Source organism: Shimia thalassica (assembly GCF_001458215.1).
Lineage (GTDB): Bacteria > Pseudomonadota > Alphaproteobacteria > Rhodobacterales > Rhodobacteraceae > Shimia > Shimia thalassica.
This window is the reverse complement of sequence record NZ_CYTW01000002.1, coordinates 112,872-132,867: the sequence shown is the minus strand read 5'-3', so window position 1 is coordinate 132,867 and position 19,996 is coordinate 112,872. Positions and strand designations below refer to the sequence as shown.

22 protein-coding genes are annotated in these 19,996 nt (G+C 55.2%); 11 read left to right on the top strand and 11 right to left on the bottom strand.

Annotation, left to right across the window (positions count from 1 at the left end):
- Positions 1-309 precede the first annotated feature (309 nt).
- The 5 genes from PH7735_RS10515 to PH7735_RS10500 all read left to right on the top strand — a co-directional run bounded on the left by PH7735_RS10515 (position 310) and on the right by PH7735_RS10500 (position 4,463).
- Positions 310-1,155 carry an AAA family ATPase gene (locus PH7735_RS10515; protein ID WP_058311336.1) on the top strand — a complete coding sequence of 282 codons (846 nt, stop codon included), beginning with the start codon at positions 310-312 and terminating at the stop codon, positions 1,153-1,155.
- Positions 1,156-1,269: 114 nt separating this feature from the next.
- Positions 1,270-1,737 carry a GNAT family N-acetyltransferase gene (locus PH7735_RS10510; RefSeq protein WP_058311335.1) on the top strand — a complete coding sequence of 156 codons (468 nt, stop codon included), beginning with the start codon at positions 1,270-1,272 and terminating at the stop codon, positions 1,735-1,737.
- Positions 1,737-3,101: a DUF2927 domain-containing protein gene (locus PH7735_RS10505; protein WP_058311334.1), complete on the top strand. Its 1,365-nt coding sequence runs from the start codon at positions 1,737-1,739 to the stop codon at positions 3,099-3,101. The genes PH7735_RS10510 and PH7735_RS10505 overlap by 1 nt, the downstream gene beginning before the upstream one ends.
- A 5-nt stretch (positions 3,102-3,106) precedes the next feature.
- Positions 3,107-3,274, top strand: coding sequence for an apolipoprotein acyltransferase (locus PH7735_RS20325; RefSeq protein WP_082645215.1), 168 nt, complete (start codon positions 3,107-3,109; stop codon positions 3,272-3,274).
- Between the two features lie 4 nt (positions 3,275-3,278).
- Complete coding sequence (locus tag PH7735_RS10500) at positions 3,279-4,463, top strand: vWA domain-containing protein (protein ID WP_058311333.1); 1,185 nt, start codon at positions 3,279-3,281, stop codon at positions 4,461-4,463.
- Here the strand turns inward: PH7735_RS10500 and PH7735_RS10495 are convergent.
- Positions 4,460-4,825, bottom strand: coding sequence for a hypothetical protein (locus PH7735_RS10495; RefSeq protein ID WP_058311332.1), 366 nt, complete (start codon positions 4,823-4,825; stop codon positions 4,460-4,462). The two genes, PH7735_RS10500 and PH7735_RS10495, sit on opposite strands and share 4 nt — an antisense overlap.
- Positions 4,826-4,954: 129 nt before the next feature.
- On the opposite strand from PH7735_RS10495, the gene PH7735_RS10490 reads away from it, so the two are divergent.
- A complete protein-coding gene (locus PH7735_RS10490) occupies positions 4,955-5,647 on the top strand; it encodes a M48 family metalloprotease (RefSeq protein WP_058311331.1) in 693 nt (230 codons plus the stop codon).
- A 3-nt stretch (positions 5,648-5,650) separates the two neighbouring features.
- Here the strand turns inward: PH7735_RS10490 and PH7735_RS10485 are convergent, their stop codons facing one another.
- The 6 genes from PH7735_RS10485 to PH7735_RS10460 form a co-directional block, all read right to left on the bottom strand.
- Positions 5,651-6,199 carry an RSP_2648 family PIN domain-containing protein gene (locus tag PH7735_RS10485; protein WP_267885807.1) on the bottom strand — a complete coding sequence of 183 codons (549 nt, stop codon included), beginning with the start codon at positions 6,197-6,199 and terminating at the stop codon, positions 5,651-5,653.
- A complete protein-coding gene (locus PH7735_RS10480) occupies positions 6,196-7,392 on the bottom strand; it encodes an RSP_2647 family RNA methyltransferase (protein ID WP_058311330.1) in 1,197 nt (398 codons plus the stop codon). The genes PH7735_RS10485 and PH7735_RS10480 overlap by 4 nt, the downstream gene beginning before the upstream one ends.
- Before the next feature lie 42 nt (positions 7,393-7,434).
- Positions 7,435-8,094, bottom strand: a complete 660-nt coding sequence (locus PH7735_RS10475; RefSeq protein ID WP_082645214.1) for a DUF6778 family protein — start codon at positions 8,092-8,094, stop codon at positions 7,435-7,437.
- Positions 8,095-8,232: 138 nt separating this feature from the next.
- A complete protein-coding gene (locus tag PH7735_RS10470) occupies positions 8,233-8,502 on the bottom strand; it encodes a hypothetical protein (protein ID WP_058311329.1) in 270 nt (89 codons plus the stop codon).
- Between the two features lies 1 nt (position 8,503).
- The gene (gene glnE, locus PH7735_RS10465; protein ID WP_058311328.1) at positions 8,504-11,290 is read right to left on the bottom strand and encodes a bifunctional [glutamate--ammonia ligase]-adenylyl-L-tyrosine phosphorylase/[glutamate--ammonia-ligase] adenylyltransferase; all 2,787 of its coding nucleotides are present in this window, start codon (positions 11,288-11,290) and stop codon (positions 8,504-8,506) included.
- Positions 11,291-11,353: 63 nt separating this feature from the next.
- Positions 11,354-11,734 carry a nuclear transport factor 2 family protein gene (locus tag PH7735_RS10460; RefSeq protein WP_058311327.1) on the bottom strand — a complete coding sequence of 127 codons (381 nt, stop codon included), beginning with the start codon at positions 11,732-11,734 and terminating at the stop codon, positions 11,354-11,356.
- A 98-nt stretch (positions 11,735-11,832) separates the two neighbouring features.
- Here PH7735_RS10460 and PH7735_RS10455 point away from each other — a divergent pair, with 98 nt between their 5' ends.
- A complete protein-coding gene (locus PH7735_RS10455) occupies positions 11,833-12,300 on the top strand; it encodes a YbaK/EbsC family protein (protein ID WP_058311326.1) in 468 nt (155 codons plus the stop codon).
- Positions 12,301-12,308: 8 nt separating this feature from the next.
- Here the strand turns inward: PH7735_RS10455 and PH7735_RS10450 are convergent, their stop codons facing one another.
- Positions 12,309-12,695 (bottom strand): DUF302 domain-containing protein, encoded by a 387-nt coding sequence (locus PH7735_RS10450; protein ID WP_058311325.1) that lies wholly within the window; start codon positions 12,693-12,695, stop codon positions 12,309-12,311.
- 198 nt (positions 12,696-12,893) lie between these two features.
- Between PH7735_RS10450 and PH7735_RS10445 the strand changes: the two genes are divergently transcribed.
- The 4 genes from PH7735_RS10445 to PH7735_RS10430 all read left to right on the top strand — a co-directional run bounded on the left by PH7735_RS10445 (position 12,894) and on the right by PH7735_RS10430 (position 15,192).
- A complete protein-coding gene (locus PH7735_RS10445) occupies positions 12,894-13,322 on the top strand; it encodes a DUF2852 domain-containing protein (protein WP_058311324.1) in 429 nt (142 codons plus the stop codon).
- Positions 13,323-13,420: 98 nt separating this feature from the next.
- Positions 13,421-13,897 carry an RDD family protein gene (locus PH7735_RS10440; protein ID WP_233488301.1) on the top strand — a complete coding sequence of 159 codons (477 nt, stop codon included), beginning with the start codon at positions 13,421-13,423 and terminating at the stop codon, positions 13,895-13,897.
- Positions 13,898-13,975: 78 nt separating this feature from the next.
- Positions 13,976-14,797, top strand: coding sequence for an arginyltransferase (locus PH7735_RS10435; RefSeq protein ID WP_058311323.1), 822 nt, complete (start codon positions 13,976-13,978; stop codon positions 14,795-14,797).
- Between the two features lie 2 nt (positions 14,798-14,799).
- Positions 14,800-15,192: a VOC family protein gene (locus PH7735_RS10430; RefSeq protein ID WP_058311322.1), complete on the top strand. Its 393-nt coding sequence runs from the start codon at positions 14,800-14,802 to the stop codon at positions 15,190-15,192.
- A 132-nt stretch (positions 15,193-15,324) separates the two neighbouring features.
- Here PH7735_RS10430 and PH7735_RS10425 read toward each other — a convergent pair whose 3' ends face one another.
- The 3 genes from PH7735_RS10425 to PH7735_RS10415 all read right to left on the bottom strand — a co-directional run bounded on the left by PH7735_RS10425 (position 15,325) and on the right by PH7735_RS10415 (position 19,799).
- Positions 15,325-17,679, bottom strand: a complete 2,355-nt coding sequence (locus tag PH7735_RS10425; RefSeq protein ID WP_058311321.1) for a TRAP transporter large permease — start codon at positions 17,677-17,679, stop codon at positions 15,325-15,327.
- A 17-nt stretch (positions 17,680-17,696) separates the two neighbouring features.
- Positions 17,697-18,611, bottom strand: coding sequence for a TRAP transporter small permease subunit (locus tag PH7735_RS10420; protein WP_058311320.1), 915 nt, complete (start codon positions 18,609-18,611; stop codon positions 17,697-17,699).
- A 105-nt stretch (positions 18,612-18,716) separates the two neighbouring features.
- Entirely contained in the window at positions 18,717-19,799 is a 1,083-nt protein-coding gene (locus PH7735_RS10415; RefSeq protein ID WP_058311319.1) for a TRAP transporter substrate-binding protein, read from the bottom strand.
- Positions 19,800-19,996: the final 197 nt, after the last annotated feature.

The window sequence follows — 19,996 nt, the reverse complement described above, 5'->3', positions numbered from 1 at the left end:
CCCTTGCTATGCGCTTCGCAATAGCCGGTTCGCAGACGATTGTCACTAGGCAAAGCGCTGTTTTCATAAGTTAGAGATAGTGCAACATGCACCAGACTCCAAATTGCTGTTTCCGCACAAGAAACAACCGTCTACGTGATTTGGACAATAGCATATCGGCCTCATGACCCACTTTCACCGTGATGGAGGCAGCGCAGTCCTAAAACGACGCCACGGCCCTTCTTGCCAAAGCCGCGCCACCCCTTTACCCAAATGCTTGACATATGAACAACTGACGCGCAGCTGCCCTATTTGCAGGAAGGAACACAGATGATGCACCGCTTTGAAGGGACCGCCAGTTATGTGGCGACCGACGACCTGACAATCGCCGTGAACGCCGCCGTCGCTCTTGAGCGTCCTCTGCTTGTAAAAGGCGAACCTGGCACCGGTAAAACCGAACTGGCCAAACAGGTTTCCGAGGGCCTTGGGCTGCGCATGATCGAATGGAACGTTAAATCCACCACCAAGGCTCAACAGGGGCTTTATGAGTACGACGCCGTTAGCCGCCTGCGCGACTCGCAACTTGGGGAAGAGCGCGTTCACGATGTGAAAAACTACATCAAAAAGGGCAAGCTCTGGGAAGCCTTTGAAGCCGACGAAAAAGTCGTCCTGTTGATTGATGAAATCGACAAAGCCGATATCGAGTTTCCAAACGACCTTTTGCAGGAACTCGATAAGATGGAGTTCCACGTCTATGAAACGGGTGAAACCGTAAAGGCGCGTCAGCGTCCGATCATCATCATCACGTCAAATAACGAAAAAGAACTGCCGGATGCATTTTTGCGCCGCTGTTTCTTCCACTACATCCGCTTTCCCGATGCCGAAACAATGCGGGCCATTGTGGAAGTGCACCATCCCGGCATCAAGGATTCCCTGCTGACCACGGCCCTGACCCGCTTTTACGAAATTCGCGACACTGCCGGTCTCAAGAAAAAGCCCTCCACCTCGGAAGTTCTGGACTGGCTCAAGCTTTTGCTTGCCGAAGATCTTGATGCGGAAGATCTCAAACGGGACGGCGCCAACGCCCTTCCCAAGTTGCACGGCGCGCTTCTCAAGAACGAGCAGGATGTGCATCTTTTTGAACGTCTTGCCTTTATGGCGCGCTCACAACGCTAAAGAATTCGACGTAAAAGGGCGTGATTAATTTCTAATCACGCCCTATTGTCGCCTAAAAGCAGAAATAGCTTTGTCAGACCCACTTTGCTGGTTCGGATCGCGTTGGAGAAATTGATGCCCCAAGATACTGCCAAACAAAGCTCTTTGACTATCCGTGCTTTGCGGGCAGAAGACGAATCCGAATGGCGCGACCTGTGGACGGCCTATCTCGAATTTTACGAGACATCCGTCCCGGACGAGATTTACCAAACAACCTTTTCTCGTTTGATGGGAAATGACCCACAGGATTTTTCCTGCCTTGTTGCAGAGCAGGACGGAAAACTGGTTGGGTTTACACATTATTTATTCCACCGCCACGCGTGGAAAGCAGACAACGTTTGTTATTTACAAGACCTTTTCGCCACCCCGGAAACACGGGGAACCGGTGTTGGCCGCAGCCTGATCGAGGCCGTTTACATGGCTGCGGATGACGCGAGCGCCCCATCGGTTTTTTGGCTTACACAAGATTTCAACAAAACAGCACGTCAACTGTATGATAGAGTTGGCAAAAAGACCCCATTTATCAGGTATCAGAGACCTTAATGAGACGACTCGTCGTTCCTTTCGTTTGTTTGGCGCTGAGCGCCTGTATGCCGGCAACGCGCAGTGAATCCCCCACGCGTGCAGCGGTGGCGGACACCACGCTGCCGCCGATGAAAATCTTTGCCACGCCACATCCTATGCCGACGTCCCGATCAAATCGGGATATTTCCCGCGATTTTCTGGATCTGTCTTTCAAAATGGAAAGCGGCCGTGCGCTCGAAACGATGACGCGGTTTGAAACGCCGATCACGGTTCGGGTCACGGGCCGCCCACCGGCCAGCCTGCAACCGGATTTGTCACGTTTGATTTATCGTCTGCGCAACGAAGCCAAGATCGATATCACCCAGACCAACGCCAAGAACGCCAATATCACGATCGAGGCGATTTCCCGCGATCAGATCAAGCGCAGCCTGCCCCACGCGGCCTGTTTTGTTGCCCCAAACGTGTCGACCATTACCGAATTCCGAAACTCTCGAAATTCGGCCAAAACCAATTGGGTTCTGTTGAAAAAGCGCGAAAAGCTGGCGATTTTCCTTCCAAATGATGCCAGCCCTCAAGAAGTGCGCGACTGTTTGCACGAGGAACTGGCACAGGCGATTGGTCCGCTAAACGATCTCTATCGCCTTTCGGACAGCGTGTTCAACGACGACAACGTGCACGCCGTTCTGACCGGCTTTGATATGACAATTCTGCGCGCCTATTATGATCCGTCTCTCCGCAACGGAATGACCAGAGATCAGGTTGCGGCGCGCCTTCCGACAATCCTTGCGCGAATCAATCCCCGTGGTCAGGGCCGCTCTCCACTGCATCTGAAAGAAACGCCGCGCGACTGGATCAATGCCATTCAACGTGCCCTAGGTCCGGGTACCGGCCCTTCGGAACGTCGCGCATCGGCGCAACATGCCCTGAACATCGCACGTCGCGAAGGCTGGAACGATCACCGGCTTGGCTTTAGCCACTATGCCTATGCCCGCCTGCTACAGTCCGTCGATTCGGATCGTGCGCACACACAATTCCTTTATGCGGATCAGGCCTTGCGCAGGGCGCCCCATTCGAACCCGCACCGTGCCTTTGTCGCAACCCAGTTGTCTGCCTACAAAGTTTCCGGCGGACGTGGCGAAGAAGCGCTGGCCCTGATCGACCCGCAACTCGAGATTGCCGCCCGCGCGGAAAACGCCGTTTTGCTGGCAACGTTGATGTTGTTACGTGCAGAAGCCCTTGAACTGGCCAATCGACACGACGAAGCACAGATCGTGCGACTGGACAGTCTTGGCTGGGCAAGATACGGCTTTGGCCCGGACTGGGCGGTGCGCGCGAAACTGCGGGAAATTGCTGCGCTCAGCCCGTTAAAAGGGAGATACTGAGCCAAATGATCGTGATCTTTTCCGCCCTGTTCGGGGCGCTTCTGGGCACTCTATTCGCGAAACGACGCAAGGGAAAACGCCTTGATATCTTGCAATATGCTGCGGCTTACGCGATGGCTTTTGCTATCCTTGGTCTTTTCGTGACCCTCATCGTCCATCGCATATCGGTCTGATCCTATGTTTCTGCCCTTTTTCGAAAATCTCAGAGATGGCGGCGTCCCCGTCAGCCTACGTGAATATCTGAGCTTTCTTGAAGGGGTCAAATCCGGACTGGTGACCTATGATATCGAGGCGTTCTATTTCCTCGCACGTACCATCATGGTCAAAGACGAGCGGAATCTGGACAAGTTTGACCGTGCTTTCTCGGCGACCTTCAAAGGGTTGGACCAGATCGGAATGCAAGATGTTCTGAATGCGGTCGACGTGCCCGAAGAATGGCTTCGCAAGATGGCTGAAAAGCACCTGTCGCCCGAAGAAATGGCCGAAATTGAATCTTTGGGTGGATTTGACAAGCTGATGGAGACCTTGAAAGAGCGTCTCAAAGAGCAGGAAGGTCGCCACCAAGGTGGCAACAAATGGGTTGGCACGGCGGGGACATCCCCGTTTGGTGCCTACGGGTACAATCCCGAAGGCGTGCGGATCGGACAGAAAGAAAGCCGTCACAAACGTGCGGTGAAAGTCTGGGACAAACGCGAGTTCAAAAATCTCGATGACACCATCGAGCTGGGCACCCGCAACATCAAAGTGGCGCTAAAGCGTCTGCGCCGTTGGGCGCGTGATGGCGCGGCAGACGAGCTTGATCTGGATGGCACAATTCGCGCGACCGCTGAAAACGGCTATCTGGATGTAAAAACCCGTCCTGAACGGCGCAACGCGGTGAAGGTTCTGTTGTTCCTTGATATCGGCGGATCAATGGACCCGCATATCCGCGTCGTCGAAGAACTGTTTTCGGCAGCCCGGACCGAGTTCAAACATCTGGAACACTTCTATTTCCACAACTGCCTGTATGAAGGGGTTTGGAAAGACAACAAACGCCGCTGGGATCAGCAGACATCGACCCATGAAGTGCTGCGCACATATGGCTCGGACTATAAGTGTATCTTTGTGGGCGATGCCTCTATGTCGCCTTACGAAATCGCCTATCCCGGTGGCGCTAATGAACACTGGAATCAGGAAGCCGGTCAGGTCTGGCTCGAGCGGGCGCGGGACCAGTGGAATTCACATCTGTGGATCAATCCGGTGCCGGAAAAATACTGGGGTCACACCCATTCCATTGGTATGATCCGCGAGATTTTTGAAAATCGAATGGTGCCGATGACCCTTCAGGGCATTGAAAGCGGCATGCGCGAACTCACGCGCTAGGCCATAAAGCCCCAGATTCCCAAAACCGCGACAGGCACGAACAGCCACCCTTGTGGCAGCGCGGCATAGGAGGTTTTTCGGATCGGGGCCTGCAAAAGCCCGATCAGCGCCGTGACACCGGCCATCACGGATCCTGCGACACCGAAACTCGGGTACCCAATCGCCCCGATAAACAAAAAGGCGCTCGTCAGGAACAGGAAACCTGACACCATATGCCAACACAAAAGCATCGTCTCGCGCACCACAGGCGAAACATGCTCGTCCGCCGCCAGCAACCGTTCACACTGGCGGCCGCCAATAATGACGTGAACCAAAGTCCAGAAAACGGCCAAAGCCGCTGCTAGGAAAAAAGCGATGTTCATTTAATGTCTCCGGGCGCTCGCAGGAAACATACACGTTTTATTCCCATTTCCTAACGAACTCACGATAGTTTGCTTAATGTTCATGTAATGCTGCTTGCTGCCTGAGCCCCCCTGCCCCATATCTAGGCTATGTTGCGCTTTACACCCATTCTTTTGGCCCTGCTCTACGGCATCTTCATGTTTCGCATGTCTGCGTGGCGCACCGCGCGTGAGCTGGACGAACGCTCGACCGAACTGGCCGATCCGACACTTGTGCCCCTGATCCGCAACATGGCGCGTGCGCTCGATTTGCCCCGCATTCGCGTCCACATCTATGAAATCGAACCGGTGAACGGGCTTGCGGCACCTGACGGACGTATCTTTATCACCCGGGGCTTCTATGACAGGTATCGTGAAGGTGATGTGACGGCAGATGAGATTGCGAGCGTGATCGCACATGAACTGGGCCATGTTGCCCTCGGCCATTCCCGCAGGCGTATGATCGATTTTTCGGGCCAGAACGCCTTACGTACTGCAATGGCCATGATTCTGGGGCGTTTCTTGCCCGGTCTTGGCGTCATGATTGCAAATTTTGCGACCACCCTGCTGGCCGCCCGCCTGTCGCGTGGCGATGAATACGAGGCGGATGCCTATGCCGCGGCTCTTCTCACGAAATCGGGGATTGGCACTGCGGCGCAAAAGTCTTTGTTCCACAAACTCGAAGCGCTGACAAAATCGCGTGGTGGCACGTCGCCTGCATGGTTGCTCAGTCACCCCAAAACCAACGAACGGATCAAAGCCATCGAAGATCTTGAGCGTAAATGGGGCACAGGGTCGGCCTAGTCGCTATTGGAAGCTCAACGCCTTTGCCAACCTTGGCAGGCGGGCTTTTTTCAACAGGCGTCGAATATCCCACTCCTCACCTGACAAGCGTTCCGCCTCAAGACGCACGGCCTCTCCGACGCGGGCAACCAATTCCGGTTGTTCTTCCCAGACGCCACGCAGGAAGCTGTCAGGGTCAATTCTTCCAAGCCCTTCTTCGGCCAGAATATGACGCGGGAAATCCTTGGCATTGACCGTAACGATGGCATCTGCCGAACATGAAATTGCCGCCGCCAACACATGCACGTCTGCGGGGTCGGGCAAATATAGACGGTCCTCCAGAGAAGGTTTCCAAGTCACGGCGGCCTTTGGCCAGGCCGCTTGGATCAAAGCCGCCTCGCCGCGTGCCTGCATCTCACCGCCAGGGCCCAGTTTCCGCGCGGCGCGGGCCCACTCTTCCAGAATACGGTCCGACCAGAAAGGTTGGAACGCGCCGGCCTGCGCGACACCTAACAGCATTTCGCGCATGACCGTCGGATAGATCACACAGGTATCCAGAAGAAGACGCTTCACAGTCTGAAAAACAGTGCCTTGAGATATCCGCTTTCCGCAAGTTGCGGCATCAACGGATGATCCGGTCCGGCAAATCCGGTGTGTATCAGCTGGGCTTGACGTCCCGCGCGACCAATCCCGCGAACAGACGCGCCACGGAACCGCGCCAGATCAGCCGCATGTGAACAGGAACAAAGCACAAGATAGCCGCCTTCGGACACCAGAGGCGCGGCCAAACGGGCGATCCGCTCATAGGCGCGCAGCCCCTTTTCCAGCGCAGGTTTTGACGGTGCAAAAGCCGGAGGATCACAGATCACAACGTCGAAGGTTTCGCCCTCTTCTGCAAGGGCCGTAAGCACGTCAAAGGCATCGCCTTTTCGTGTGTCGAAACGATCTCCGAACCCAGACGCCTTGGCGCCAGCCTCGGCCAGCTCAAGCGCTGCGGCAGACCCATCAACAGCCAAGGCTGTCTTTGCGCCCCCCGCCAGAGACGCCAGAGCGAACCCGCCAACGTGACTAAAGACGTCCAGAACCTTTGCATCTTTGCAAAGCTTGGCGGCGAATTCGTGGTTGGGACGTTGATCATAGAAAAGGCCGGTTTTCTGACCGCCCGTCAGATCCGCCATATAGGTTGCCCCGTTCATCACGACCGGAACGGGCCCTTCGGGCGCCGTACCAACCAGAACAGCGCTGTCTTCGTCCAGACCTTCCAGCGTACGTGCACGCCCTGAACCATTCTTGAGGACACAGGACACACCCGTGACCTCTACCAGTGCGGCGACCATCTCATCCAGCAGGGTGTCGGCCCAATACGCATTGGGTTGAATGACGGCGGTATCTCCGAAACGGTCAACCACAACACCCGGCAGACCATCGGTCTCGGCGTGGATCAAACGATAGAACGGCGCATCATAAATCTGCTCTCGCAGCGCAAGGGCGCGTGCGAACTTCTCGACAAGCCATGCCTGATCAATGACCGCTTCGGGATTGCGATCGAGCATCCGGCAAAAAATCTTGGAGTTCGGATTGACAGCGACCACCCCCATCGGGCGGCGTTCACCATCTTCAAGGATCGCCAAGGCACCCGCTTCGATATTGCGCGTGCGACGGTCGATCACGATTTCATTTTCATATACCCAAGGAAAGCCGTGGCGGATCGCACGAGCATTGGCTTTGGGTTTAAGGCGGACAACGGGAAAAGAGGACGACATCATGTCGCCCTCCTAAAGCTTTCTCACGCTCGTGAAAAGGTCCGATCAGATGGGTTGAACCGGCGAAAGCGGTACAATCCGTGCTGTGACGCCACCTTTTGGTGCAGTCCAGCCTGTCGCAAGGGTCATCTCATCACGAACGACGCGCGCCAAGTGTTGAGTGATGCGGTACTTTTGGGTCAGACCACGGGCTTCCGCCTGAATGGCCTTTGAGCCGCCATACCCTTCCAGATCCGCCTTGATCTCGCGTGGACCGCGTATAATGGCACCGGTTTGAGGGTCACGGATTGTCATGACAAACTCGATCGAGTGGATGCCACCAACGCTATAGCGTGTTTTTTCGGTCAACGCATGGAAGCGCTGCAATTCGATTTCGACAACAACGGGCATCGCGCCCTGAAGATCGCCTGCGCCCAGCTGGACTGCGTTCTCGAAGATCGCGCCAACTTGCTCATAGCGGTTGCCATAGGTATCGCCGCGCCACACGATATCACCACCGGGGTAATAGCTGTTTGATTCCGAAACTTTCAGTGTCAGCGGAACATCTACGTCCATGCCAACCAGCTGAAAGGAGGGCGCCGGAGCGGCCATCTCTGTCGGAATTTGCTCCAAGGGTGCGTTTCGTGATGCGGTATCTACAGTACCACATGCTGCCACGCTCAGCCCCAGGGCGGCCATCATTGAAATCAGTCCAAAACGTTTCATCTCGAGTCTCCTTGGACCCCCAGGTCCGGTAAGCACAAAGACGTTTTGCTCCTGAAATGAGGCAGGATTGCGTCAAATACAGTTCAATTCAGTGGTTTCTAAGGGTATCAGAGCCCCTAAAAGGTAATGAATTCCGTACTAATTGCGCTCTCTCGACCTCCAACCTCCTCGACGTCGGGGGCTTGTCATCGAAATCAGGCCCTGGTTCAGCACCTCGGTCATGGGGTGATCCGCGTTTTCGGGAGCATAGTGCGCCAGCAGAGATTCGATGGCGGATTTATTGTCGTGATCCATGGGGATCGATAACGCCCAATCAAGAAAAATGGATCGGCATTCTCCGGACGTGATGCCTTCGATGCGATACGATTCTCGGATAAGACCCTTCGGGTCGAGTTCTTGTAACGACATTTCAGATCCCTTTTTGGGGCGCCCGCAGCAAAGCAGCCTCGATGATTTGTGCCGCGCGCTCAGCATGCGACGTCAAAGACTGCTCCAACTCATCCAGCGTTTCCATCCCGGTTTCCCTCAGCAGAAAGGCCGCACCACCAACCCCGATGATAGATTCGGAAAGGTTCTGCTCATTCAACAGCTTCGACACGACCTGCACCTTCCACAGAAGGGCATAAGTCGCATCAAGAGCATGACCTTCTGCGGCATCGAACCAATCAATCGCGACACCAGCCTCAATTCCTTCAACAACCGTGCGTTTGGAACTGCCCGACATCAGCGTTGCCGCCTGCGAGGCCAGCTCGATATCCTGAAGCCGTCCGCGCCCGATTTTAGCATCCCAAGGGCCGGACGATGCTTTGGCCGCCGAAATACGCTCGCGCATTTCCTGAACATCGGTTCGAATTTTGGCATCATCCCTGTTTTCTTTTAACAGGTCTTTTCGAAAGGTTTCGATTTCGGTCATAACGCCATGATCACCGGCAACAGGACGCGCGCGGGTCAGGGCCAGATGCTCCCACGTCCACGCCTCGTTTTTTTGGTAATCCTTGAACGATGTCAAAGATGTCGCGACGGGCCCTTGGGTTCCGGAGGGACGCAACCGCATATCAACCTCGTACAGGCGGCCTTGTGCCATCTGAGCCGTCATTGCGGTGACCATCGCCTGGGTCAACCGCGCATAATAGGCCCGCGACGCCAGTGGACGCCGCCCGTCAGACGCATCCACCCCGTCAGCATCGTAAATGACAATGAGATCCAGATCCGAACTGGCGTTCAGACGGCGCGCTCCCAGTGATCCCATTCCCAAAACGGCGGCCCCTTTGCCGGGGGGCGGGCCATGCTTTTCCGAAAACTTGGCAACGACAACTGGCCAAAGTGCTGCAAGGCAAGCCTCGGCAATATCAGCATAATGCTCTCCGGCTTCCTGCGCGGAAATCAGCCCCCGCAGGTGATGAACCCCTACGCGGAAGTGCCACTCCTTGGCCCAACGCCGCGAGGCGTCCAGTTTGCGTTCATAATCGTCACCTTCGTTCGAAAGAACCGTAGAAAGTTCCTCACAAAGCCCTTCTGAACTTGGCCACGGTGTAAAGAAGGACCCACCGATCACCGCGTCAAAGACGCTGGAGTTTCGAGACAGATGCCGGGCCAGCGCCGGTGCCGTTCCCACAATATCCACCAGCAAATCAATAAGTTGCGGATTGGCATCGAACAAGGAGAACAGCTGCACCCCCGCGGGCAGTCCTGCAAGGAACCCATCCAGCGCGACAAGCGCCTGATTGGGGTGCGCCGTTTCACCAAGACGGCGCAGCAAGTCAGGTTTCACGCGATTAAAGAGCTTTACCGCCCGTTCGCTGCGCATGGCGGGATAGGTTTTCCAACGCGCAATGATGTCTTCGTCAAAGGCATGCTTCTCTTCGGATTTACCGGTTTCAGGCGCAAAAAAGCCTTCGGTCAAATCATGCACTTCGGTCAAACGATCGGTGATGTCTTTGCGCATTTCACCAAGATCACGCCCCATCAAACAGGCAATCCGCTGCATGCCGTCTTCGGATTTGGGCAAATCATGGGTTTGCGCATCGTTGATCATCTGAATGCGGTGTTCGACCTCGCGGTGTGCGCGGTAATGTCCGGCCAAGGTCTGGGCGACATCCCCGGGGACCCAACCCTTTTCCGCCAGCTTGTGCAGTGCTGGCACCGTGCGATTGTCCCGCAAGTACGGATCGCGGCCGCCGGATATCAATTGTCGCGTCTGTGTGAAAAACTCGATTTCACGAATGCCGCCACGGCCCAGCTTCATGTTGTGGCCTTCTAGGGTGATATCACCACCCAGACCTTTATGCTCGCGAATGCGCAGGCGCATATCGTGTGCATCCTGTATGGCCGTGAAATCCAGATGCTTGCGCCACACAAAGGGCGTCAAGGTCTTGAGAAACCGCGCACCGGCCTCAAGATCGCCAGCAGACGGGCGCGCCTTGATATAGGCGGCACGTTCCCATGTCCGCCCGAGGCTTTCGTAATACCGCTCTGCGGCCTCCATCGCGAGGCACACGGGCGTCACCGACGGATCCGGGCGCAGCCGCAAATCGGTGCGAAACACATACCCTTCGCCCGTCAAATCATTCAGCACCGCCGCCATCTTGCGTGTCGCGCGAATGAACGAGGCGCGCACTTCGAAAAAATCGGCAGGATCAAAACGGGTTTCGTCAAACAGGCAAATCAGATCAATGTCTGAACTATAGTTCAGCTCATGCGCGCCCATTTTGCCCATCGCAATGCTGACCATGCCACCCGCCGTGGCAACATCGTCTTCGGTCTGTCCCGGCAGCTTCTTTCGTCGGATTTCATTTGCAATGGCCGCCTTGAGCGCAAGATCGCTTGCAAGGTCGGCAAAATCCGTCAACGCGCCGGTCACCTGCTCGAGCTCCCAAACGCCGGCCAAATCCGCCAGCGCCGTCATCAGCGCCACGCGCCGTTTGCCACGTCGTAACTCATCCGCAAGCCGGTCAGGCGCCACCTCTTTCAGGTCGTGAAAAACCGTGCTCAGCGCCTTTTCAGGGTCATCGAAGGCGGCAGGTAGCCAATCCTTTTCTTTTCGCATCAGCGATTTAAGGTACGGGCTGCATCCGGCCACCCCATGCGCGAGTTTCGCAATATCTCCGGTCAGCTGTGGTAGTTCAACAAGCACGTCGTCCCCGCGTTCGGGGTCAAAGGCAGTCGGAAGGCGGGTGATGCGGCTTTGAAAATCCATGGCGCGAAAATGCAAATCCCTGAGCGAATGGTCAATGATCTCGCGCAAGTAAAACGTCGCGCCTTAGGTCGCAGGCGTATCCTGCGAAAAAATATTGATCCAGCCCGATGGCGTGGCTTTCCAGATCGACGAGATATACATCGCGTCCCAATCCGGACTTTGGGGTTTTCGAAAATCCGCACGATAGGCCAGCAACACCAGGCCCTCTCCCAAATCCATGAGGCGCGCTTCTGACAGCCGGTATTCGGCCATGCTCGGCCCGTCCTCGACTTCGGCCATATGCGCGGCCCTGTCGGAATAGCCGGACGTGTAAACCCTGAGAAAATCTTCGCTCAGCAGTGCGCCATCCGCTTCGGGATCGCCTGCCACCAATGCACCCCAGACCTTTTCTTCATATGCGAGGATTTCAGTCAGAGTGGTTTCATTATCAGTTTTCTGTGTCATAGAGTGACCCTTGCCCCGAAAACCAGCGGCGTCAATCACCGCTTTACACAGTGGAAGGTGCGTGCGTTATTGACCTATGGTTCACGAGGTATTTTTGAATGAGCAAAAGTTTGAAACGTGTGCGTACTGCGCTGGATAACGCGGGCCTGCCAATCGACATCCACGAGACAAATGGCGCAAGAACCGCTCAAATGGCGGCTGATGCGGTCGGGTGCGACCTTGATCAAATTGCAAAGTCCATCATTTTTCGTGCCGAAGCCTCCGGAACTGCGGTGTTGTTTCTGACTGCGGGGGGCAATCAGGTCGATATCGCCAAAGCCAGTGCCCTTGTCGGAGAACCCTTGGGCAAAGCGGATGCCACGCTTGTGCGCAATCAAACAGGATTTGCCATCGGCGGTGTATCACCGGTTGGTCATCTAAATCCGATCAAAGCGTTTATTGACCGGCGTCTGTTGGGCTTTGACATGGTCTGGGCCGCTGCCGGCACCCCCAACCTTGTCTTTTCGATCAACCCAACCCAGCTGCCGGAATTGACAGAAGCAACACCGGCAGATTTCACCGAATAAAAAGCGCCTTATACGTCTGCGACAACCTGCTTCAGCATATCGCGCACCTGATGGGCAACCGCGTGCAGCTCGGAATTGTCGATGCCCCCCATGGACGCAACCGGATCAACCGCGCTCACTTCGACGCCGCCCTCAACCTCTCTCAGGATAACATTGCAGGGCAGCATCGCACCGACGCGGGGTTCCATGCCAATCGCCTGAAAGGCCATGTGCGGATTACAGGCACCCAGAATACGATACCCGTCCATATCCTCACCGATTTTGGTCTTCATGGTGGCCTGCACATCAATTTCCGTCAGCACACCAAAACCCTGTTGTTTCAAAGCCGCCCGAACCCGTGCATCAACAGCGTCAAAATCCTGTTCGGTGATGACCCGATCAATCGTATACCCCATGAAATTCCTCCTGTTTCTTCCAATACCGCCTTCAGGCTACACCGAAACTGGCGGAAAACACTCCGATTTTTTTCATTTAAAAACAAATTACTACGCGATAATGTAAAAAAGATTTACATAAAGCCTTGCATTTGCAAAGCGAGATTCCAATCTAGGTAATGTGAAAGCGATAAACATTCCAACGAACGGAGACTGATAATGACACCCTATGCGACCGCCCCCGCTGACTCTGGCCCAACAGGCTGGTTTTCCAAAAGCGAGGCTTGGCTGGACAGCAAAGGCAAAGGCGCTTGGATCGCCGCAATGGTTCTAGGCTTTGTCTTTTTCTGGCCGGTTGGTCTGGCCCTTCTCTTCTATATGATCTGGAGCAAACGAATGTTCAACAAGTCCTGCAGCCGCCGCCGTAGCAATCATCTTCGCCGGGCACACGTCATGAACCCAACCGGCAACAGTGCGTTTGACGCCTATCGTCAGGATACACTGCGTCGTCTGGAAGACGAACAACGCTCGTTCGAAACCTTCCTCGAACGTCTGCGTGACGCCAAGGACAAGGCAGAGTTCGACCAGTTCATGGACGAACGCGCCCACAAAGCCGCGGAAGAGCGCAACGCGCCTCTCGACGCCTAAGACACGACCTCCCTCCTCCCTCGGCCCCGCACCTTGCGGGGCCTTCCCTTCCCTCTTGATCCCGCGCAATATTCTCTCGTGCCAAGGAGCACGCCTCAATGAACAGCCTGCAAACGGTGCCACCTATGTATTCTGACTCGACTGCCCTGCCTGATCCGGACACTCAATCCGAGTTTTATGCCGACATCCCGACCAAGCGTTTGCTGGCATGGTTGGTCGATATGGTTCTGATTGCCGTGGTATCTGCGATCATCGTGCCCTTCACGGCCTTTACCGGCCTGTTCTTCTTTCCAGCATTGATGCTGGTGGTTGGCTTCCTCTACCGTACGATTACGCTGACCACATCGTCGGCGACTTGGGGCATGAGACTGTTTTCCATTGAATTCCGTGACCGCACCGGACGCACGTTTGATTTCGGTAGCGCCATCCTGCACACGCTGGGATATCACATCTCGATTTCGGTCTTCCCGTTGCAAATCGTGTCGATCATCCTGATGCTGACCTCTGCGCGCAAGCAAGGTTTGACGGACTATTTCATGGGATCGGTCGCGATCAACCGCCCCGCGCGATACTGACGCGCACCTGCCAGCAAGGGGTTGGCGTCATCCGGAACCGTTGCTATCGTCTAGTGCGAACAGCGAAATCGGATACTCATGCGCCATACCCTGCCTCTTGCGCCCCAGTTCTATGTGACAGCGCCTCAACCCTGCCCTTACCTTGAGGGCAGGATGGAGAGAAAGCTGTTCACCGCCCTTCATGGCGAACACGCAACGGCCTTGAACGACACTCTGTCTCATCAGGGGTTCAGACGCTCTCAAAACGTTTTGTATCGGCCTTCATGCACCGATTGTGCGGCCTGTCTGTCAGCACGTATCGATGTGAACAAATTCAAACCTTCCAAGACCCAGAAACGCATTATCAAGCGGAATGAACATCTGCGCCGTCGGGTGTCTTCGCCATGGGCCACGGACGAGCAATTTGAACTGTTCCGCTCTTATCTGGATCAACGCCACGCGGATGGTGGCATGGCTGACATGGATGTCTTCGAATTTGCCGCAATGGTCGAAGAGACCCCCATTCGCAGCCGCATTATCGAATACTCGGATTCCGAAAGTCAGGAATTGATCGGGGTGTCGCTCACGGATGTGCTCGAAGACGGGCTGAGCATGGTCTACTCGTTTTACAACCCGGACCAGCCCCGCCAAAGCCTTGGCACCTATCTAATCCTTGACCACATCGAAATCGCGCGTGAGTCCGGACTTCCCTATATCTATTTGGGATATTGGGTGCCCGGAAGCCGCAAGATGGGCTACAAGGCCCGCTTTTCCGGACTGGAAGTTTACACGGGTGGCGCATGGCAGCCGCTGGATGATCCAGCCAAGTTTGAATCCAAACAACACCCCCTGTCCACGGAACCCATTGCCGAGCAGGTAGCCAATATCACCCTGCCGGATGCCATGCCCTATAAGGGGTGATCATGGCCCGTCATTTACATGCCTTCTCCCTGCTTGTGCCTGACTATGACGACGCACTTGTGTTCTATGTTACAAAGCTCGGGTTTCATTTGCGCGAAGACATCCCTTTGTCCGAAGACAAACGGTGGGTTGTGATTTCACCTGATCGCGATTGTGAAACACACATCCTTTTGGCCAAGGCGGATGGGCCACAACAAGACGCCGCGATTGGCAATCAGTTTGGCGGGCGTGTCGGGTTGTTCTTGCATACCGATGACTTCCATGCGGATCACGCGATGATGCTCTTGGCAGGCGTCCAGTTTGAGGAAGATCCGCGCCATGAACCTTATGGCACTGTTGCCGTGTGGCGTGATCCCTTTGGCAACCGCTGGGATCTTCTTCAACTCAAAGACTAACTCTCTCTGCTGACGGAACTGCACCTTTTGCGGGCGGCAATGAGGGGCAGTGCTTTCTTTCATATTCCACCTCTAGAAACGAAAAGGGCCGCCCGATCTATTCGGGCGGCCCTTTGCTTTAGATATTCCAGATCAATTCGGGATCAAATCCGGCAGGATCGTCACGATTGACGGGAAGTACCAGAGAATGGCCAACCCAACGACCTGAATCAGTACGAAAGGAATGATCCCGCGATAGATATGTCCTGTTGTCACCTCTTTTGGCGCGACCCCTCGCAGATAGAAAAGAGCAAAGCCAAAGGGTGGCGTCAGGAACGATGTCTGCAGGTTCACCGCGATCATGATGGTTACCCATTTCGGATCGAAATAAGAGCCATAGATGACCGGGCCGACAATCGGGATCACGATGTAGATGATCTCGAGGAAGTCGAGCACAAAGCCCAGAACAAACAGAACCAACATCACGATCAGGAAGGCCGTGGCGGGGTTATCAAAGGACTTCAGGAAGCCTTGGATATAGTGTTCGCCGCCAAAGGAAATCACAACGAGGTTCAACAACTGCGACCCGATCAGGATGGTAAAGACCATCGAGGTCACTTTCGCAGTCTCGCGTACAATCGGTGTCAGAACCTTACCACGCAACAGAACCCAGCAGCTGTAGACAATGCCGAACATCGCAAACAGATAGGCCGATTTCGCAACGCCATAGGCAATCCAGTTCTCGGTTGAAACGTCTTCCACGTTGACACGCAAATCAAAGTTCACACCCACAAGGATCATGATGATGATTGCGAAAGTCGACCAGATGATGATCCCGCCCGATTTTTCCTGATCCTGCAACTTGCGGAAGGCCGCCAGCAACAATGCACCACCGGCACCCAAAGCCGCGGCAGGCGTCGGGTTGGTGATACCACCAAGGATCGACCCCAGAACCGCAACGATCAAGACAAGTGGTGGGAAGACAACGCGCAAAAGCTCGTTACGTCCCAGCAGACCCGCAGCATAGCGACATCCGTACAAGGTCATCAGGATCGGGATGGCCAAATAGATCAACGTCCAACCCGGCGTGGTCACAGGCGAGATGACAAGTGCATCAACCCCAAGCCCAAGCACGATGCCCGCGCCACCAATCAGCAACGGTGTTGTGTCACGCGAAGGTGCCACACCACGTGCAGTGGTCAGAACGAAGGCCAGCATCAAGAAACCGATTGCGATGCCCGACCCGATCGGAGCCGCCGAAGCCAGCTTGTCCAGATAGGCCGCTGCGCGCTCGTCATCTGTGAGGGCACGTGCTTCCTGAACACCGCCAGCGGCATCAATCACCGTTTGCTCTGCGACGGCAGCATCCCATGCTTCCTGTCCATGCAAATCGATCATAGAGGCCTTACACTGTTCTCCTACCCGCGTGCGCAGGCTTGCGGTTTGTCCCGCATCAGAGAAGCTTTCAACCGTGACATCCTGACTGCCGACCAGTCCGACATTGGACAGACCAATCAGACCGACAACCAGCAAAGCAGGTACACCAAGGAACCAAGCCAGACCATGGTTGCGACCAATCGGTTCACTGTTGGAAGCCCCCAGTTCGACGGCGGGCGCCTTTTTGGGATTCAACAGCGCAAAGCCAAACGCATAAAGACCGTAGAGAACCGCCAGCATGATGCCGGGGATCAGTGCAGCCTGGAACAGGGTTCCGACCGATACAACTGCCGGCTCGCCAAGAAAGGTCAAAGCATCGGAACACCCGGCAAGCTGCGCACGCTCTTCTTGAGCCGTGGAATACAGGTCACCGGCCAATGTACCGAGCAAAACGATCACGATCGACGGCGGAATAATCTGCCCCAGCGTCCCCGACGCGGCAATCACACCGGTCGCAAGCTGAGGTGAATATCCGTTGCGCAACATGGTTGGCAGCGACAACAGACCCATCGTGACAACGGTTGCACCAACGATCCCAGTCGACGCCGCAAGAAAAGCACCCACAACAACAACCGAAACAGCCAGACCACCGGGCAGGGGGCCGAAGACCCGCGCCATGGTTGTCAGCAGTTCGTTTGCAATCTTAGACCGTTCCAGCGTGATGCCCATCAGAACAAACATCAAAACAGCGAGAAGCGTTTCAATAGACGCCCCTGCAATAACGCGTTCGTTCATACGGTTCACGATAAACGACAGGTTGCGGTCCATCGCCTTTTCCCAACCGTCAGGGAAAATGGCCTCTTCAACACGCGGCAAATCGGGGTATCGGAACGTCGAAATCGCGTCGGATTTGATCCCTTGCGCGATCAGGTCCGCATACATGCCCGACGATGTGTCGATAGCCTGGTGAATAAGAATGCCGGCGCTGTCCAGCGCAGCAATAATCCCGAACGAGATTACCCCTGCCCCACCGATGGCGAACGCCACCGGAAAGCCCGACAAGATGCCTCCGAAGAGACAGAGAAAGACGATAATCAGGCCGACTTCGACCCCATCAAGTCCAAATAGCATGGTTTCTGCCCCTTAGATCAGTGTGTGCCTTCATAGGCTTCTTCGCCCTCGCCCAGCGTATCGCGGTCGAGATACTTCCCTTCGCTGGCCTTGCCTTCTTTTCTCTCGAGGTACGAGCGGTAGAAGAAAGCAATAGCCTGCAAGAACACCATGGCTGCAAAGCAAACCAGCAGAATCTTGAACAGGAAATAGGCGTTGAACCCGTTTGGCGAAAAGCCGATTGTTTCGACATTCCATTTCAGAATGCGCGACTTCTTCATCAGCAACTCGACCTTGTCACTTGCCGAGACTTTCGGAGTGACCAGATGGCGCCACATGAAGAACCAACCGTACATCCATGTCAGAACGGCCGCTGGCATCATAAAGACAAGCGAGCCGAACATGTCGATCACCTTTTTGGTGCGGTACGACACAAGCGAATACACGAGATCCACGCGCACGTGCCCCCCCTGCACAAAGGTGTAGGTCGCACACATCGTAACGATCATGGCGTTGTAAAGTTTGAGTTCTTCGGCCCACCAGCTGACGTCATGCGTCAGGAAATCGACATTCCAGATCAATGAAATCTCGGCGACGGTAAAGATCCGCTGCATGAACACGATGACGATCTGTTGCAGAACCATCAAAAGACCGGCCCATGCAAAGAAACGTCCAACCGTGTTGGCAAACCCCTCCAGTACACGCACACACCCCCACATGACGCTGTTGCGCCACAAACCGACGGCTGTGATGATCAGGAAAGCGGTAAAGACCACAAAGAAAAATTCGACCGAGGCGCCATAGTAAACAAACCGCATCAGCGATTGTTTGTCTTCTACGGTCTCAAGGCCGCCGATCCATGCCAGCCAGAGCGACGGATGCGTGATCGCATATCCGAAGTTCAAGATGGCTTGGCCAATATTGGTGAAAAACCAGACAATTGCGTCCAGCATGTCCCCTCATCCCCTTATTGTTATTATGAGGTGCGCTGTGCGACTTTTTCGCAAAAGGCCCCCCGGAAGTTCCGGAGGGCCTCTGTGTAGGCTAGGCCAGTTGGCTTAGCCCAGAACGCGGTCGCGTTGCGCGCGATAAGCGCTTTCGGACTTTTGAATCCAGCTCGAAGACGCAGCCATCGATGCCGAGAAGCTGTCAAAGATCTTCTTGTAGATTTCGTCGCCCATGTTCTCGGCGTGCACTTCAGCAGACGCCTTACCAAACGCATCCCAGACAGAGTCAGGGAATTCCAGAGTTTTCACGCCGGACGACTGCAGACGCTGCAGTGCCGCACCGTTGTTGTTCAGGAATTGCGCCAGGTTCCACTGGTGCGTTTCAGCAGACGCGATCTCGATGATCTTCTGGTGTGCAGGCGACAGCGAGTCAAAGACTTCGCGGTTGGTTGCAACCGACAGACCTGCGCCTGGCTCGTGGAAGCCCGCAGTGTAGTAGAACTTGGTGATTTCCTGGAAACCGGCTTTTTCGTCAGCCCATGGGCCGATCCACTCGGTGCCGTCGATGGCGCCCGATGCCAGCGCTTGATACACTTCCGAACCCGGAAGGTTCTGTACCGATGCGCCCAGTTTACCCAGAGCTTTACCGCCCAGACCAGGCATACGGAACTTCAGGCCGTTGAAGTCTTCTGGACCATTGATCTCTTTCGAGAACCAGCCACCCGCTTGCGCGCCGGTGTTGCCGCCGAGGAACGATTTCAGGCCGAAGATTTCGCCCAGTTCGTCGTGCAGGCCCATGCCGTCGCCATGGTAGTACCAGTTTGCCAGTTCCTGAGCGGTCATGCCGAAAGGCACAGCCGTGAAGAAGGCATAACCAGGGTGCTGACCAACAAAATAGTAGTCTGCAGCGTGGTACATGTCGGCCTGACCAGCGGTCACGGCGTCAAATACTTCAAACGCGCCAACCAGCTCGCCGGCTGCTTTTACGTCGACGGTCAACATGCCGTCTGACATCGCTGTGATGCTGTCAGCAGTGCGTTGCGCTGCGTCAAACACGCCAGCCAGACCGCGGCCCCATGTGGTGACCATGGTCAGCGTACGCTTGCCTTGCGCATATGCAGGTGCCGCCAGAGTGGTAGCAGCAGCAGCGGTGCCGCCTACAGCAGTTGTTTTTAGAAAAGAACGACGATCCATAGAGTTCTTCCTCCCAGAATTAGTACAGCCCTCATGTTTCTTTTTACATGAGCACGGATCGTTTCAAGTAGCACGAGCCTAGCTTTGAGAGAGTGAACTTGGAATACCTAGTAATGCGTAGAAAGGCGGCATCAGTCAGTTTTTCTTCGAAAAAATCCAAGTAGAACTACGTAGGGATGCACCGAAGGTGGTCAAAA